The sequence below is a fragment of the Rhodococcus sp. LB1 genome, from assembly GCF_001583455.1.
Classification (GTDB): Bacteria; Actinomycetota; Actinomycetes; order Mycobacteriales; family Mycobacteriaceae; genus Rhodococcus_F; species Rhodococcus_F opacus.
This window is the reverse complement of the sequence record NZ_LTCZ01000016.1, coordinates 1-14,270: the sequence shown is the minus strand read 5'-3', so window position 1 is coordinate 14,270 and position 14,270 is coordinate 1. Positions and strand designations below refer to the sequence as shown.

Sequence of the window (14,270 nt, the reverse complement as noted above, 5' to 3'; positions counted from 1 at the left end):
GAGCCGTTGCGGGGGCCGGATGGGGCCCAGCTCGATGTCCGCGCGAACCTGCGCGGAATTCATCGCTTCGACCGCGGCGCGGAACTCGGCCGGTTCGGCGGGCGATCCCGAAGTCGTCACAGCTCGGGACGTTAGACCCGGACCCCCACATCTCGTCGGAGGCGCGCCGAGCAGGGCCGATCGGCGGCGGAGTCCCGGCATGGCAGCATGAGAGCTGCCGAAATTCGAGCAGGCAGAGAGCGCGAGGACCGATGAGCGGGTTGGAAAGCACCAATGCAGGCATGAGTGAACGGGCGACGTACGCCGCGAGGCGGGTGCTCCCCGACGCACCCCTCCTGGCGGCCGCGGAAGGCCGTACCCCCGGCCGTCGCCCGGTGTGGTTCATGCGGCAGGCGGGCCGCTCGCTTCCCGAGTACCGCGAGATCCGGTCGGGGATCGGCATGCTCGAGTCGTGCTTCGATCCGGCACTGGTCTGCGAGATCACCATGCAGCCCGTGCGCCGGCACGGCGTCGACGCCGCGATCCTGTTCTCCGACATCGTGGTGCCGCTCAAGGCCGCAGGCATCGATCTCGACATCGTCGCCGGCACCGGTCCCGTCGTCGCGAACCCGGTCCGGTCGATCGCGGACGTCGCCGCCCTGCCGCGCCTCGTACCCGAGGAAGTCGGCGCCGTCGCGCAGGCCGTGCAGCTGCTCACCGCGGAACTCGGCTCGACGCCGCTGATCGGCTTCGCCGGAGCCCCGTTCACTCTCGCCTCGTACCTGGTCGAGGGCGGTCCGAGCCGCAATCACGAGCGCACGAAGGCGCTCATGCACTCCGACCCCCGGACGTGGCACGCGCTGCTCGGCACCCTGGCCGATACCACCATCACCTTCCTGCAGACCCAGTTGCGCGCCGGCGTCGACGCGATCCAGCTGTTCGACTCGTGGGCCGGCGCGCTGTCCCTCGCCGAGTACCGGGAATTCGTGCTGCCCCACTCCGAGCGGGTGTTCGCCGAGGTGGAGAGCGCGAAGGTGCCGCGCATCCACTTCGGCGTCGGAACCGGCGAACTGCTCGGCGCGATGGGCGAAGCGGGCGCCGACGTGGTGGGCGTCGACTGGCGCATCCCCCTGGACGTGGCAGCGCGCCGGGTCGGCCCGGGCAAGGCGCTCCAGGGCAACCTCGACCCCGCCGTGCTGTTCGCCGGACCGGCGGCGGTCGAGAAGCAGGTCCGCCGCATCACCGCGGAAGCGGACGCCGCCCTCGCCGCCGGCGCCACGGGACACATCTTCAACCTCGGGCACGGCGTCCTGCCCGACACCGACCCGGGCGCGCTGACCGCGCTGGTCGAGCTGGTGCATTCACTGTGACCGGGTCGTCGCCGAAGGTTCTCGTCGTCGGCGGCGGCATCTCCGGGCTCGTTGCCGCGTACCGCCTGCGGCAGCGGCTCGGCGCCGATGCCCGGATCGTCCTCGCCGACGGCGCGGAGCGGCTCGGCGGCAAGCTGCGCACGGTGGACCTGGCGGGGGAGCCCGTCGACGTCGGGGCGGAAGCCTTCATCGCGCGGCGCCCGGAACTGCCCGCCCTGCTCGGTGAACTCGGCCTCTCCGACCAGCTGGTGCATCCGGCGGGACTGCGGCCGCTCATCTGGTCCGAGGACGCGCTGCACCCGCTGCCGGCCGGCACCCTCATGGGGATACCCGCGGACGGGAACAGTCTGCGCGGTCTCGTCGACGACCGGACACTCGCGCGGGTGGCGGGGGAGCGGACGGTGCCCCTCGACTGGACACCGGGTGCGGACATCGCCGTCGGTGCACTGGTCGGCGACCGGTTCGGCGCGCAGGTGGTCCAGCGGTCGGTGGATCCGCTTCTCGGAGGGGTCTATTCGGGTCTGGCGGACACGATCGGCGTCCGCGCCGCGCTCCCCACGCTCGCGGCGGCGCTCGACCGCGGCGCCACGAGCCTGTCCGCGGCGGTGGCGGACGCCCTCCCCGCCCCGACCCCCGGGCCGGTGTTCGGGGCGCTGCGCGACGGCTACGGCGTCCTGCTGCGCGCCCTGACGGAGGCCGCGTCGGCGGAGATCGTGCACGAACGGATCCGGACACTCGGCCGCGACGGCGACGGCTGGTCGGCGGAACCGGTGGGCCCCGTCGACGGGGTCGTGCTCGCCGTGCCCGCCCCGCAGCTCGCCGACCTGCTCGCCGGCATCGCCCCCCGCGCGTCGGCGGCCGCCGCGGACATCCCGCTGGCCTCGTCGGCGGTCGTCGCGCTGGCGCTGCCGATCCGGGTCGACCTCCCGCAGAACTCCGGGATCCTCGTCGCCACCGACGCCGCGCTCGGCGCGAAGGCGTTCACCCTGTCGAGTCGCAAGTGGCCGCACCTCGCCGAGCGGGAGGTGACCCTCGTCCGGGCGTCCTTCGGACGGTTCGGCGACGCCGCCGTCGTCGACGCACCCGACGACGAGCTGATCGCCGCGGCCCGGCGGGACCTCGCGACCGTCACCGGGGTGTCCGCGGAACCCGCCGCGGTGCACGTCCAGCGCTGGCACGGCGGCCTGCCGCAGTACGGTCCCGGCCATCTCGGGCGGGTGGCGGTGATCGAGCAGGAAGTCGCAGGTCTGGACGGTCTCGAGGTGTCGGGGGCGCTGCTGCACGGGGTGGGTGTTCCCGCGTGTGTGGCCGCTGCGACGACGGCGGCTGCACGGCTCGCCGGGCGAGTGGCACGATAGACGCATGGCACGCCTCGACTTCGACGCATTGAACTCTGAAATCCGTTACCTCATGTTCTCGGTGTTCCAGGTGGAACCCGGTGTTCTCGGGGACGACCGGGAAGCTGTGATCAAGGAGGCGCGGATCTTCTTCGAAGGTCAGGCGGAGAAGGGTGTCGTGGTGCGCGGGCTCTACGACGTGGCAGGCCTGCGTGCCGACGCCGACTTCATGATCTGGACGCACTCGGCGAGCATCGAAGCCCTTCAGGCCACGTACGCCGACTTCCGCCGCACCACCGCCCTGGGCCGCGCGAGCAAGCCGGTGTGGAGCAACGTCGCGTGCCACCGTCCCGCCGAGTTCAACAAGAGCCACATTCCGGCGTTCCTGGCCGGTGAGGACCCGGGCAACTACATCTGCGTGTACCCGTTCGTCCGGTCCTACGAGTGGTACCTGCTGCCCGACGACGAGCGGCGCAAGATGCTGGCCGACCACGGCATGGCGGCCCGCACGTACAAGGACGTCCGCGCCAACACCGTGCCCTCGTTCGCACTCGGCGACTACGAGTGGATTCTCGCGTTCGAGGCGCCGGAGCTGTACCGCATCGTCGATCTCATGCGCGACCTGCGCGCCACCGAGGCCCGTCTGCACGTCCGCGAAGAGGTGCCGTTCTTCACCGGCCCGCGGGTGGATGTGGAGAAGCTGATCACCGCTCTGCCGTGATCTGACGCAGCACCGATGAATGACGCCGACGGGGCTCGCACCGCGCCCCGCTACCAGCACATGTCGCACTGGGGCATGTTCGAGGCCGAGGTCGCCGACGGCGACGTCGTCGCCGCCCACCCGTACACCGGTGACGCGAACCCGTCACCGGTGCTGGGCAACATCGCCGGGTCGGTCCGCAGCAAGGCGCGGATCACCGGCCCGGTGGTGCGCCGCGGGTGGCTCGACAACGGCCCGGGACCCAGCGGTTCCCGAGGGGCCGACGAGTTCGTGTCGGTCGACTGGGAAGAGCTGACGCAGCGGCTCGCGAACGAACTGCGCAGGGTCGTCGACACGCACGGCAACAGCGCGATCTACGGCGGTTCGTACGGCTGGGCCAGCGCGGGACGGTTCCACCACGCCCAGAGTCAGGTCCACCGATTCCTGAACACCCTCGGTGGCTACACCCGTTCGGTGCACAGCTACTCGCTGGGCGCGACGGGCGTCATCATGCCCCGGGTGGTGGGCACCCACTGGAAGATGTTCGCCCGCTCCACGTCCTGGAAGGTCATCGCCGAGCACACCGATCTCATGGTGTGCTTCGGTGGCGTCCCCCTCAAGAACACCGGGGTCAATCACGGCGGGACCAGCGACCACCCCACCCGCGACGCACTCGACGCCCTCCGGCGCCGCGGCGGGTCCGTCGTGTCGTTCAGTCCGCTGCGCGACGACGTGCACGGCGCCGCCGAACGGCACGCCCCGGTGCCCGGCACCGATGTCGCGATCATGCTCGCCCTCGCGTACGTCCTCGCGACGGAAGACCTGCACGACACGGCATTCCTGGGCAGCCACTGCGTCGGCTACGACCGCTTCGAGGACTACCTCCTCGGGCGCTCCGACGGCATACCGAAATCGCCCGCGTGGGCCGAGCAGATCTCCGGCATCGCCGCCGCGGACCTGGTGGCCCTCGCCCGGCGGATGGCGGCGGGCAGGACGATGGTGACCGTCACGTGGTCGCTGCAGAGGGTCCGGCACGGTGAGCAGGCCCCGTGGATGGGGGTCACCCTCGCCGCGATGCTGGGCCAGATCGGTCTTCCCGGTGGTGGTTTCGGCCACGGCTACGGTTCCATGAACGAGCCCGGGCTGGCCCCCGTCCCGTACCCGCTGCCCACGCTTCCCCAGGGGCTGAACCCCGTCCGCGACTTCATCCCCGTGGCCGCGATCTCGGACATGCTCCTGAACCCCGGCGCACCGTTCGACTACGACGGTCAGCGGCTGACGTACCCGGACATCAAGATGCTGTACTGGGCGGGCGGCAACCCGTTCCACCACCATCAGGACATTCCCCGGCTGCGCCGGGCGCTGGCCCGTCCCGACACGATCGTGGTCCACGACCCCTACTGGACGCCGATGGCCCGGCACGCGGACATCGTCGTGCCGTCCACCACGTCGCTCGAGCGGGCCGATATCAGCTGCACCCGCAACGACCCGCTGCTCGTCGCCATGCACGCCGCCGTCGGGCCGTACGCCGACGCGCAGGACGACTACGACACGTTCGCCGCCGTCGCCCGGAAACTGGGTGTCGGGCAGAAGTTCACCGAGGGCCGCTCGTCCGAGCAGTGGCTCGAGCACCTGTACGGGCAGTGGCGGGACTTCGTCCGCGCGGACGGCGGCCCCGCCCCGAGTTTCGACGACTTCTGGACGCAGGGTCACGTGCGGATGCGGACCGAGGACGACCTGATCCTGTTCGGCGACTTCCGGGCCGATCCGGTGAAATTCCCCCTGGCCACCCCGAGCGGGCGGATCGAGATCTTCTCCGCCGACATCGACGGATTCGGCTACGACGACTGCGCCGGACACCCACGCTGGTACGAGCCCGAGGAATGGCTGGGCGGCCGCCGGGCACGGCAGTTCCCGCTGCATCTGATCGCCAACCAGCCGCGTACCCGACTGCACAGCCAACTCGACCACGGCAGCACCAGCCAGAAATCGAAGATCCGGGGCCGCGAACCGCTGCGAATCCATCCGGATGACGCCACCGACCGCGGACTCACCGCCGGCGACGTCGTCCGCGTGTTCAACGACCGGGGCGCCTGCCTCGCCGGTGTGGTGGTGGACGACGGTGTCCGCCGCGGTGTGGTTCAGCTGTCGACGGGAGCCTGGTACGACCCTCTCGACGCCACCGACCCGGATTCCCTCTGCGTGCACGGGAACCCCAACGTGCTGACACCGGACGTGGGCACGTCGTCACTCGCCCACGGCTGCACGGGCCAGCACGTGCTCGTCGAGATCGAACGCTACGAGGGCGAGCTACCGCCGATCCGGGCGTTCGATCCACCGACGATCATTCGCCGGTCGGTTCCAGGGTCAGCGAGATCGAATTGATGCAGTACCGCTGATCGGTGGGGGTGGGGTAGCCCTCGCCCTCGAAGACGTGGCCCAGGTGGCTGTGGCACGTCCCGCACACCACCTCGACGCGGCGCATACCCAGCGACGTGTCCTCGCGGAGGACGACGGCGTCCGAGTCGGCCGGATCGAAGAACGACGGCCACCCACAATGCGATTCGAACTTCTCCGCGCTGCGGAACAGCTCGGCGCCACAGGCCCGGCAGTGGTAGACGCCTTCCGTCTTGGTGTCGGTGTACTCGCCGACGAAGGGGCGCTCGGTACCGGCCTGGCGCAGCACCGCGTACTCCTCGGGAGTCAGTTTCTCGCGCCACTCGCTGTCGGAGAGAGCAACCTTCGGGGCGGACTGCGTGGGATCCTGCTGCTGCGAACTCATGGCTCCACGCTAATACGTTTCGCCGATTCCGGCCGCGACGCCCGGCGCGTGACGGGGGCCTACGTCTTGGCGGTGGCCGACTCGACCTGCGGCTGCTCGTCCGGTTCCGGTTCCCGCGGCGAGATGTCGGGAGCCTTCTCGTGCGGTTCGAGGAGGAACGCCGGATCGATGCCCCGGTCGAGTCGCCCCTCGCGCCGCGCCGAGACGTAGCGGACGGTCAGCACACCGAAGACCACGAGGAGCAGGAGGCTCCACCCCAGCGTGGTCTTCATGTACTCGGCGGTCCGGCCGGCCTCGATGAACCGGCTCGACAGCCAGCTGTCGTAACTCATGAACCCGTACACGGCCAGCCACGCAGGCCAGTTCCGCATCACCGAATTCTTCAGCACCACGGACATCAGGAGCGGGAACAGCATCATCGAGTAATACATCTGGCCCAGCGAGCCGAGAAGCCACGACGCCGTCAGCAGAACCCCGGACATGGTGACGACGAAGAACAGCTCGTCGTGGCGGTAGTAGCGGTAGAGCAGCCACAGGGAGCTGAGCACGATGGCGGTGAAGACACCGCGCAGAGCCCAGATCAGGGCGGTGGGGAGGCCGTAGTACTTGCCGTTGCCGACGATCGCGCTGTTGAAGTAGTCGCGCGACTCCATCAAGTACGGCACTGTGTGGCGCACGAAGTCCATCGGGTCCGCGGACAGCGGCCACGCCACGGCGGTGAGGATCAGGGGGATGCCGATCGCGGTGACGAACACCTTCCACTGTCCGCGCACCAGAGGCAGCAGCAGGAGTGGGGCGAGGATAGGTTTCACCGCGAACGTCAGCCCGATGGCGACACCGGACCACATGTCCTTGCGCTTCATCAACAACACGAGGAACGCGATTTCGCCGAGCAGGACCAGGCCGTTGATGTTGGTGAAGACGAGGGTGTTGGTGACGGTTTCGGACGAGAACGTGGCGAGCAGCAGGATCGGGGCCGCGATGGTGTTCAATCCCAGGCCGAACAGCCGCAGGAGCAGGTACAACGCGATCACGATGGCGATCGCGTTGGCGATGATGAACAACCACCGGGACTTCTCGGGGTCGATCACCGCTATCGGTGCCATCAGCAGTGTGCCGGACGGCGGATACAGATAGTGCGGATCGACCCAGTTGAAGTTGGCGGTGTAGACGGGCCGCCCGTTGAGGAAGGCCAGCGCAGCGTTGTAGACCGGGCGGAAGTCGTCGGTGATGTACCCGTTGACCGCCTTGACGACCACTCGATGCAGCACTGTCATGACGGCGATCGGCCACAGCGCGAAGTTGATGACCTCGTTGGCAGTCCGCCCGGTGCGCGGTTCGAGTTGTCGAAGGAACACCACGGCACGGTACACCGAGAAGCTCTGACGTGCGGTCACGCACCCCCTGTGGGTGTCGGGCGGACCACCTCGGCTAGGCGGGGCAGGCGCTGCCGTCCGGGGGCAGCACGCCGTCCGCGACGTAGGTGACGATCGACTTCTGCGCGCAGTCCGAATGGGTGGCGGGGTGGCCGCTGCCGTGCCACGTCAACGTCGCCGTCGCGGCGCCCGCGCTCGACACGGCCCCGGTCACCGTCCCCACCCCGGCGTTCCCGACGACCGGGTCGGCGGTGCCGCTCAGCACCAGGACCGGCAGCGTCAGCTCGCGGGGCAGGGCGGGCGGCGCGGTCGCGGGCCACGAGGTGCACGTGAGCAGACCGACGGCGGCGTTCGGGCCGAACAGCGGGAACCGCTCGCCCCACAGCTTCTGCAGTTCGCGGACCCGGTCGGGTGCGGGCCACTGCTGGCCGTCCGTGCAGCGGGTGATGAACTGGCCGTCGCTCTCGTAGGCCGCCTCGGCCTGCGTGACCGCCGCGAGGATCGGCGCCGTGTTTCCGGCGAGGGCGGCGGACACCGCATCGGACAGGGCGCGGACGCGGCCCTGCTGCTCGCCGCCCGCCGCGGCGAGCGACCCGGACACCGCGGTGAGGAGGGCGTTCGCGGAGACCCGCGGGATCTGACCGTTCGCGGCGCGGGTGACGGCGTCGGTCATCGCGGCGCGGGGATCGGCGCCCAGGGAGCAGTTGAGGGCGATGCACTGGCGGGCGAACGAGTCGAACGCCGCCTCCTGACCCGCGACCTGCTGCTCGGTGGCGGTCGCGGCATCCACCGTGGTGACGGCGGGGGAGTCGAGGACGAGCCGGCCGACCCGATCGGGGTACTTGGCGGCGTAGCTGAGCGCGACGGCACTGCCGTTGCCGGTGGCGAGGATCCCGAGCGCATCGACGTCCCAGGTGCGGCGCAGCTCCTCGATGTCGTCGGCGGCGTGGGTGCTGTCGAACGCGAGTTCCTGCGGCTGCAGGTAGTCGGTGCACGCGATGGTGGCGTCGCGGCCCAGCGCGGTCACCTTGTCGACCTGGTCACCCGTCCCCGGGTCGAACTGCCCGAGATTCGCCAGGCTGCTGCGGAGCTCCGGGGTGAGGCATTCGATCTCCTGCGAGGAGGCGATCCCGCGGCGGTCCACCGCGACCACCGGTCGCGTCGACAGCAGCGATGTCAGACCGCCGGTGCTCAGCGCTGCGAGCGTCGCGGTCGACGACCGGTCCGATCCCGACGTGAGCACCAGCGGGGCCGCGTTCTCGGGGGTGTCGGCGAGCCGTGCCCGCATCGCACCCATCGTGAAGGAGCCGGGCAGGGTGCCGCTCTCGTCGACGGCCGACTCGTACGAGCCGCATTCGAAGACGAGCCCGGCCGGCGGTGTCGTTCCCGGGCCCAGGGCGCCGAGCGTGCTCTGCGTGCAGTCGGTCCACGCCAGATCGTTCTTCGGGGTCTGCAACACGGGCGGGGGAGCGTCGGTGTTCTCGGTCTCCGTCGCGGTGGGTTCGCTGCCGCCGCCCTCGCGTTCGACCGCCACGTGGGGCCGGTTGGACGGTCCGGCTCCGCACGCGCTGCACACCACGAGAACCATTGCGAGCAACACCGATCTGCGCATGGCGACCACCCTGCCAGGTTCCTCTACGGGCGGGGCAGCCGCACCCATCTGGTGAGGACGGTGCCGTCGGTGTCGGTGAGGATGTGCGCGGGGGTCATCGCGGTGACCCGGGTACTCGGCGAGGTGGCGACGCGACCCGCGGTCCCGCCGACGAGCACGGGTGCCGTGGTCAGGCAGACCTCGTCGACGGCGTCGTCCGCAGTCAGCTGCCCGAACAGGCTCGGGCCGCCCTCGCAGAGCACCCGGCGCAGTCCGAGATCCTCGAGGGCGGCGATCAGCCCGTCGCCGGTGACCTGCCCCTCGCCGGCCGTCACGATCCGCGCACCCGCGTCGGCGAGAGCCCGGACCCGCGTCGGGTCGGCGTCCGTGCACGTGACGACGATCGGGGCCACCTCGGTGTCGGTGAACAGGCGTGAGTGCGGGTCGAGGTGGGCGCGAGCAGACACGACGGCGATCGGCGGGACCTCCTGCATCCCCGACGCCACCCGGCGTCGCCTGCCCTCCGCGCCGACGCGCGCCCCGCCGTAGTTCTCCGCCCGGACGGTTCCGGCTCCGACCAGCACGACGTCGGCCAACTCCCGCAGGGTTTCGAAGACCAGCCTGTCCGCGGGTGTGCCGAGCGCCCCGCTGACGCCGTCGACGGAGACGGCTCCGTCGATGCTGCTCACGAAGTTGACGCGCACCCAGGGCCGCGGCGTCTCCGCTGGGTAGGCATACAGGTCGCGCAGCGCGTTCGCGGTCGATTCACTGGACTCCTCCCGTGCGGGTGGACTGTCCGGTGTGAAAAATGTCGCAATATGTACACGGTGCATGTTGGTGATCACAACACGTGGATACCCTGCTTGTATGCATGCACGTCTTGTCGATCGTAGCCCCGTGGTACCGGCTGATCAGTTGGTAGCTCAGATGGTGCCCCCGGCCATGTTCGACGAGGTGAGCTTCGCGTCGTACATCCCCGATCCCGCAGAACCCAGCCAGGCCGCCGCGGTCCAGACGGCGGAGGAGTTCGCGAAGAAGGTCGTGAAGATCCGCAGTGGCGGGCGACGCGGCCTGTTCGGGAAGAAGACGCAGGCCACCGGTGCCGGTCTCTACCTCGACGGCGGCTTCGGTGTCGGTAAGACCCACCTTCTGGCGTCGATCTTCCACAGCGTCCCGTCGCCCAAGGCGTTCGGCACGTTCGTGGAGCTGACGCACGTCGTCGGTGCCCTCGGTTTCAACAAGGCCGTCGAGCAGTTGTCCGGCCACAGCGTCCTCTGCATCGACGAATTCGAACTCGACGACCCGGGCGACACCATGCTGGTGTCCCGCCTGCTGTCGGAATTGTCGGCGCGCGGCGTGTCCATCGTGGCGACGTCGAACACACTGCCCGGCCAGCTCGGCGAAGGCCGATTCGCCGCGCAGGACTTCCTGCGGGAGATCAAGAAGCTGGGCTCGATCTTCGAGACGATCCGCGTCGACGGACCCGACTACCGGCACCGCGACCTGCCGCCGGCCCCGGACCCGATCTCGTCGGAGGAGCTCGCCGAGCGCGCCGACAGCATCCCCGGCGCGACGCTCGACGACTTCGACGCGCTGTGCAAGCACCTCAGCACGCTGCACCCGTCCCGCTACAACAAGCTGGTCGAGGGCATTCCGGCCGTGTTCCTGGACGGCGTCCACCCCGCCGAGGACCAGTCGGTCGCGCTGCGCCTGGTGGTCCTCGCCGACCGCTTGTACGACGCGAGCATCCCGGTCACCGTGGCAGGGGCCAAGCTCGACGCGATCTTCACTCCCGAGATGCTGGCCGGCGGGTACCGGAAGAAGTACCTGCGTGCCACGTCGCGCCTGCTGGCGCTGTCGCGCTTCGAGGTCGCCGCGAGCTGACGCAGCTCGTCACAGTGCCCGCTGCATCACGAAGTCGTGGTGCAGCTGGGTGCCGACGAGGAAGGTCTTCGTTCCGACCTGCGTGAATCCGTGCTTCGCGTAGAAGCGCTGGGCGCGCACATTCTCCTGGTTGACGCCGAGCCACAGCCCGGCGCACCCCGCGGCGACGGCGCGTTCGACGATGGCGTCCATCAGCGCGGACGCGACGCCGGTCCCGTGGTTGCCGGGCAGCACGTACAGCTTGCTGATCTCGGTTGTCGGCCGGAGCGTCACGGCCCTGCCGACATCCGGATCGGCGGGCTCACCGTCGATCAGCATCGCGTAGCCGACGATCGCCCCGCCGTGGGTGACCTTCAGGACAGTGCGGTTCGGGTCGGTGAGGTATTCCGAGAACCGTTCGGCCGACAGCACGTCGTCGATGAAGGCGGCGATGTCGTCCTGTGTCGCCCCGGGCGGGCACGCGAGAGGGAACGTTGCCGCGGCGACGTCGGCGATCGCCTCGGAATCCCAGATCCCTGCCGGGTCTATTTCGACTGTCACAGCTGGTCCACCGCGTCCTTCGCTTCCCGAAGTGTCATTCCCGTACTGTCCCGCAGCAGGGTGATCGCCGCAACGGTCTTGCCCTCGCTCTTGAGGTCGCGGAGCGTGCCCTCGATCGGCGACGTGTCTCCGCAGGAGCGGATTCCGGCGGGGACCGGCCGGGCTTGGAGCCGGCCGTACTCGACCGTGGCCTTCGCGTGCCGCACGCCGATCCCGTCCCGCGCGACGAGAATCTTGATCGCCTCGATCGTCCTGCCCCGGTCGAGCAGACACGTCACCTCGTCCCGGACGGCGTCGTCGAGGTGTCGCCACGTCGATGCGGGATGCAGGTCGTGTGGGGTGTGTGAGCCGCCACGAGCGGATCGTGACGAGACCAGAACTGCGACGTAGACGATCGCCACGGCGATCACGAACCATCCCCAAGTCGGCATGTCCTAAGTAGAACATCTGCCGTCAGTCGCGATCCGGGGCGCACTCGGATTGCTTGTCCCGGTCCCGGTCCGGGGCGAACGCGGGGGCGAGCAGGACGAGCCCCACCGCGAACAGGAGCGGGACCACGAACCCGATCCGCAGGCTGGTCGCCGCGGCGACGCCGCCGACTATCGCGCCGCCCACGAGGGTGCCCACGTAGTTGAACAGGTTGATCCGCGCCACGACGTCGTCCACCTGGCCGGAGGGTGCCAGCCGCCCGGCGGCACTGAAACACAGGGGAGCGACGACCGGCACGCCGAGGCCCACGACGAGGAATCCGGCAATCGCGACGACCGACGACGGGGCGAGGACGACGACCGTTAATCCGGCGACACCGACCGCCGAACCCACACGGACGACGGCGATCTCGCCGTACTTCGCCACCCAGAAGTCGCCGGTCAGTCGCGACACCAGAGCCGCGCACTGGTATGCGGCCAGTGCCAGAGCGGCCGTGCCGGCATCCGCGAGCAGAACGTTCCGGACGTACAGAGCGGACCAGTTGCCGACACCGAAATCGATGGCGTAGAACAACGCCATCGCGGTACCGAGCGCGAGCAGTGCTCGAATCGGAACCGGCACGGGCGCAGGGCCGGTCGCCGGCGCGGCGGTGCCCGCCGGCTCCTGACGGACGAGGAGCCGGGGACAGCAGACGGTGAGACCGACTGCCACGACGAGCGCCGCCACCAGTTGCGCGGTGGCGACGCTCACGTCGAGGGCCGAGGTGGCGGCGACGAAGAGGGCACCCGCAATCGCGCCGACGCTCCACACGGCGTGGAACGACGACAGGATGACGCGGCCGTACGCGTGCTGGATCGACACCGCCTGCATGTTGGCGGCGGCATCGACGATTCCCAGTCCGGCCCCGTACACGGACAGGCAGACGAAGAAGGCCGCGGTATTCGGGCTGAAACCGAGCGCGCCACCGGCAATCGCGATGGTCGCGAGCCCGAGTCGCAGGGCCGACCTGCTGGAGAATCGGCGAGCCAGGTGCTCGGCGAGGACGCTTCCGGCTCCGGCGATGAGAGACACCGTCACGACGGCCACCACGATGATCGTGTCGTCGAACCCGAATCGGTCCTGGTACTGCGGCAGCTGTGTGAGAACGGCCGCGAGGAGAAATCCCTGCAGGCCGAATGCGCCCGCTGTGGCGATCCGTGCCGAGCGGTGGTCCGCGGACGCATCTGCGCGTGGTGAATCCGTCATGCGTGTCGGCCTTCGGTAGAGGACATCCGATTGATTGGACGAGTGTCCAATACTTTGCGGGGATGTGCAGCGTTCTCCGAATCGGCGGGCGAAAAGTCCTGCAAGCGCGCGGTGCGTGAGGTGCCCGGAACAAGACTGAGCCCCAGCCTTGGATGGGGGGTCATGGCTGGGGCTCATTGCCATCGGGGGGGTGGATGGCAAGTTCGACGATACATGAGGAATTCCTCACGTTCCAGATGCAGCGGTAACGATTTCGTCACCCGCCCGTCACCGGTGGCCGGCGCGACAGCGTGAACGGGCCTGTTGCCTCTGCGGGCGGTTGTCGCCTACAGTGTCATCCATGCAGCGCATTCTCGTAGTTCTCCGCCGTAGCGGGGTCTGATACGGACCGACCCCTCGCTGCGGGTCGTTGAGCTACGCGTTGGTCCTCCCTCCTTTCAGGAAGACCACGAGAATGAGTACAAACCCTTCTTTCGCTTCACCCTTTCCCTCGTCGGCAACGGCCGCCGACCCGTTCGCCGCGCGCCACGGCAAGCCGCTGCCGCGGGAACTCCGCACCGAATCCGCCGGAATGGCGTGGTCCGCGTTCGAAGCCGTCTACGCGCCGTCCAGCGGACCGTTCCGTCTGGGCAGCTGGTCGGAAACGAAGACCGGCCCCGGAATGTGGGATTTCGAAGCGACACTCGGTATCGGCGAATCGATCTGCAAGACCGCTGCGAGCGCGCCCGGTCCGGTGGCCGCCATGACCTCGATGCTGTACGACGCGGGGTGTGCGATGGAGATCCTGTCATTTCATCAGCACGAGATCGGGCACCGCACCGCGACATTCCTGCTCTGCGAGCGCGACGGCATCCGGCTCTGGGCGATGGGAATCGGTGAATCCCACACGGAATCGACTCTGCGCGCGATGATCTCCGGCGCCAACCGGCTCCAGTCCGCCTGACACCGGAACGACAGTTCAGCCCCGGTCGATGACCGGGGCTGAACTGTCGTGAACTGTTCGGTTGAAAGTGAACTGGTGCGCGATACTGGGATTG

Annotated in this window: 14 protein-coding genes; 6 read left to right on the top strand and 8 right to left on the bottom strand. The window is 69.4% G+C overall.

The features are described 5' to 3' along the window. Positions 1–120: DUF3000 family protein (locus tag AZG88_RS53300; RefSeq protein WP_156517415.1), on the bottom strand; the 120-nt coding region annotated here is incomplete at its 3' end. Positions 121–281: 161 nt separating this feature from the next. On the opposite strand from AZG88_RS53300, the gene hemE reads away from it, so the two are divergent. Genes hemE through AZG88_RS03410 form a run of 4 tightly spaced genes read left to right on the top strand, consistent with a single transcriptional unit; the run spans position 282 to position 5,771 of the window. Beyond that, on the top strand, positions 282–1,349 hold the full coding sequence (gene hemE / locus AZG88_RS03425) for a uroporphyrinogen decarboxylase (protein ID WP_005263993.1): 1,068 nt from the start codon (positions 282–284) through the stop codon (positions 1,347–1,349). After that, a complete protein-coding gene (locus AZG88_RS03420) occupies positions 1,346–2,707 on the top strand; it encodes a protoporphyrinogen oxidase (RefSeq protein WP_061697015.1) in 1,362 nt (453 codons plus the stop codon). The genes hemE and AZG88_RS03420 overlap by 4 nt, the downstream gene beginning before the upstream one ends. A 4-nt stretch (positions 2,708–2,711) precedes the next feature. Then, complete coding sequence (hemQ, locus tag AZG88_RS03415) at positions 2,712–3,407, top strand: hydrogen peroxide-dependent heme synthase (RefSeq protein ID WP_005240921.1); 696 nt, start codon at positions 2,712–2,714, stop codon at positions 3,405–3,407. Positions 3,408–3,422: 15 nt separating this feature from the next. Next, positions 3,423–5,771, top strand: a complete 2,349-nt coding sequence (locus AZG88_RS03410; protein WP_061697014.1) for a molybdopterin guanine dinucleotide-containing S/N-oxide reductase — start codon at positions 3,423–3,425, stop codon at positions 5,769–5,771. Here AZG88_RS03410 and msrB read toward each other — a convergent pair. The 4 genes from msrB to AZG88_RS03390 are packed head-to-tail and all read right to left on the bottom strand — an operon-like array spanning position 5,731 to position 9,968. Continuing rightward, complete coding sequence (gene msrB, locus AZG88_RS03405) at positions 5,731–6,168, bottom strand: peptide-methionine (R)-S-oxide reductase MsrB (protein ID WP_005240925.1); 438 nt, start codon at positions 6,166–6,168, stop codon at positions 5,731–5,733. The two genes, AZG88_RS03410 and msrB, sit on opposite strands and share 41 nt — an antisense overlap. Positions 6,169–6,227: 59 nt before the next feature. Beyond that, entirely contained in the window at positions 6,228–7,565 is a 1,338-nt protein-coding gene (locus AZG88_RS03400) for a glycosyltransferase family 87 protein (protein ID WP_061697013.1), read from the bottom strand. A 34-nt stretch (positions 7,566–7,599) separates the two neighbouring features. Next, positions 7,600–9,165 (bottom strand): alpha/beta fold hydrolase, encoded by a 1,566-nt coding sequence (locus tag AZG88_RS03395; RefSeq protein WP_082833218.1) that lies wholly within the window; start codon positions 9,163–9,165, stop codon positions 7,600–7,602. A gap of 14 nt (positions 9,166–9,179) precedes the next feature. Further along, the gene (locus AZG88_RS03390) at positions 9,180–9,968 is read right to left on the bottom strand and encodes a pyrimidine reductase family protein (RefSeq protein ID WP_061697016.1); all 789 of its coding nucleotides are present in this window, start codon (positions 9,966–9,968) and stop codon (positions 9,180–9,182) included. 34 nt (positions 9,969–10,002) lie between these two features. On the opposite strand from AZG88_RS03390, the gene zapE reads away from it, so the two are divergent. Then, the gene (gene zapE / locus AZG88_RS03385; RefSeq protein WP_025432416.1) at positions 10,003–11,019 is read left to right on the top strand and encodes a cell division protein ZapE; all 1,017 of its coding nucleotides are present in this window, start codon (positions 10,003–10,005) and stop codon (positions 11,017–11,019) included. A gap of 9 nt (positions 11,020–11,028) precedes the next feature. Here zapE and AZG88_RS03380 read toward each other — a convergent pair whose 3' ends face one another. Genes AZG88_RS03380 through AZG88_RS03370 form a run of 3 tightly spaced genes read right to left on the bottom strand, consistent with a single transcriptional unit; the run spans position 11,029 to position 13,233 of the window. Beyond that, a complete protein-coding gene (locus AZG88_RS03380) occupies positions 11,029–11,559 on the bottom strand; it encodes a GNAT family N-acetyltransferase (protein WP_005240947.1) in 531 nt (176 codons plus the stop codon). After that, positions 11,556–11,990 carry a hypothetical protein gene (locus tag AZG88_RS03375; RefSeq protein ID WP_005240949.1) on the bottom strand — a complete coding sequence of 145 codons (435 nt, stop codon included), beginning with the start codon at positions 11,988–11,990 and terminating at the stop codon, positions 11,556–11,558. Before AZG88_RS03375 ends, AZG88_RS03380 begins: the two co-directional genes overlap by 4 nt. 22 nt (positions 11,991–12,012) lie before the next feature. Then, positions 12,013–13,233 carry an MFS transporter gene (locus AZG88_RS03370; protein ID WP_061697012.1) on the bottom strand — a complete coding sequence of 407 codons (1,221 nt, stop codon included), beginning with the start codon at positions 13,231–13,233 and terminating at the stop codon, positions 12,013–12,015. 454 nt (positions 13,234–13,687) lie between these two features. Between AZG88_RS03370 and AZG88_RS03365 the strand changes: the two genes are divergently transcribed. After that, positions 13,688–14,176 carry an alpha-isopropylmalate synthase regulatory domain-containing protein gene (locus AZG88_RS03365; protein ID WP_005240954.1) on the top strand — a complete coding sequence of 163 codons (489 nt, stop codon included), beginning with the start codon at positions 13,688–13,690 and terminating at the stop codon, positions 14,174–14,176. The last annotated feature ends 94 nt before the right edge of the window (positions 14,177–14,270 follow it).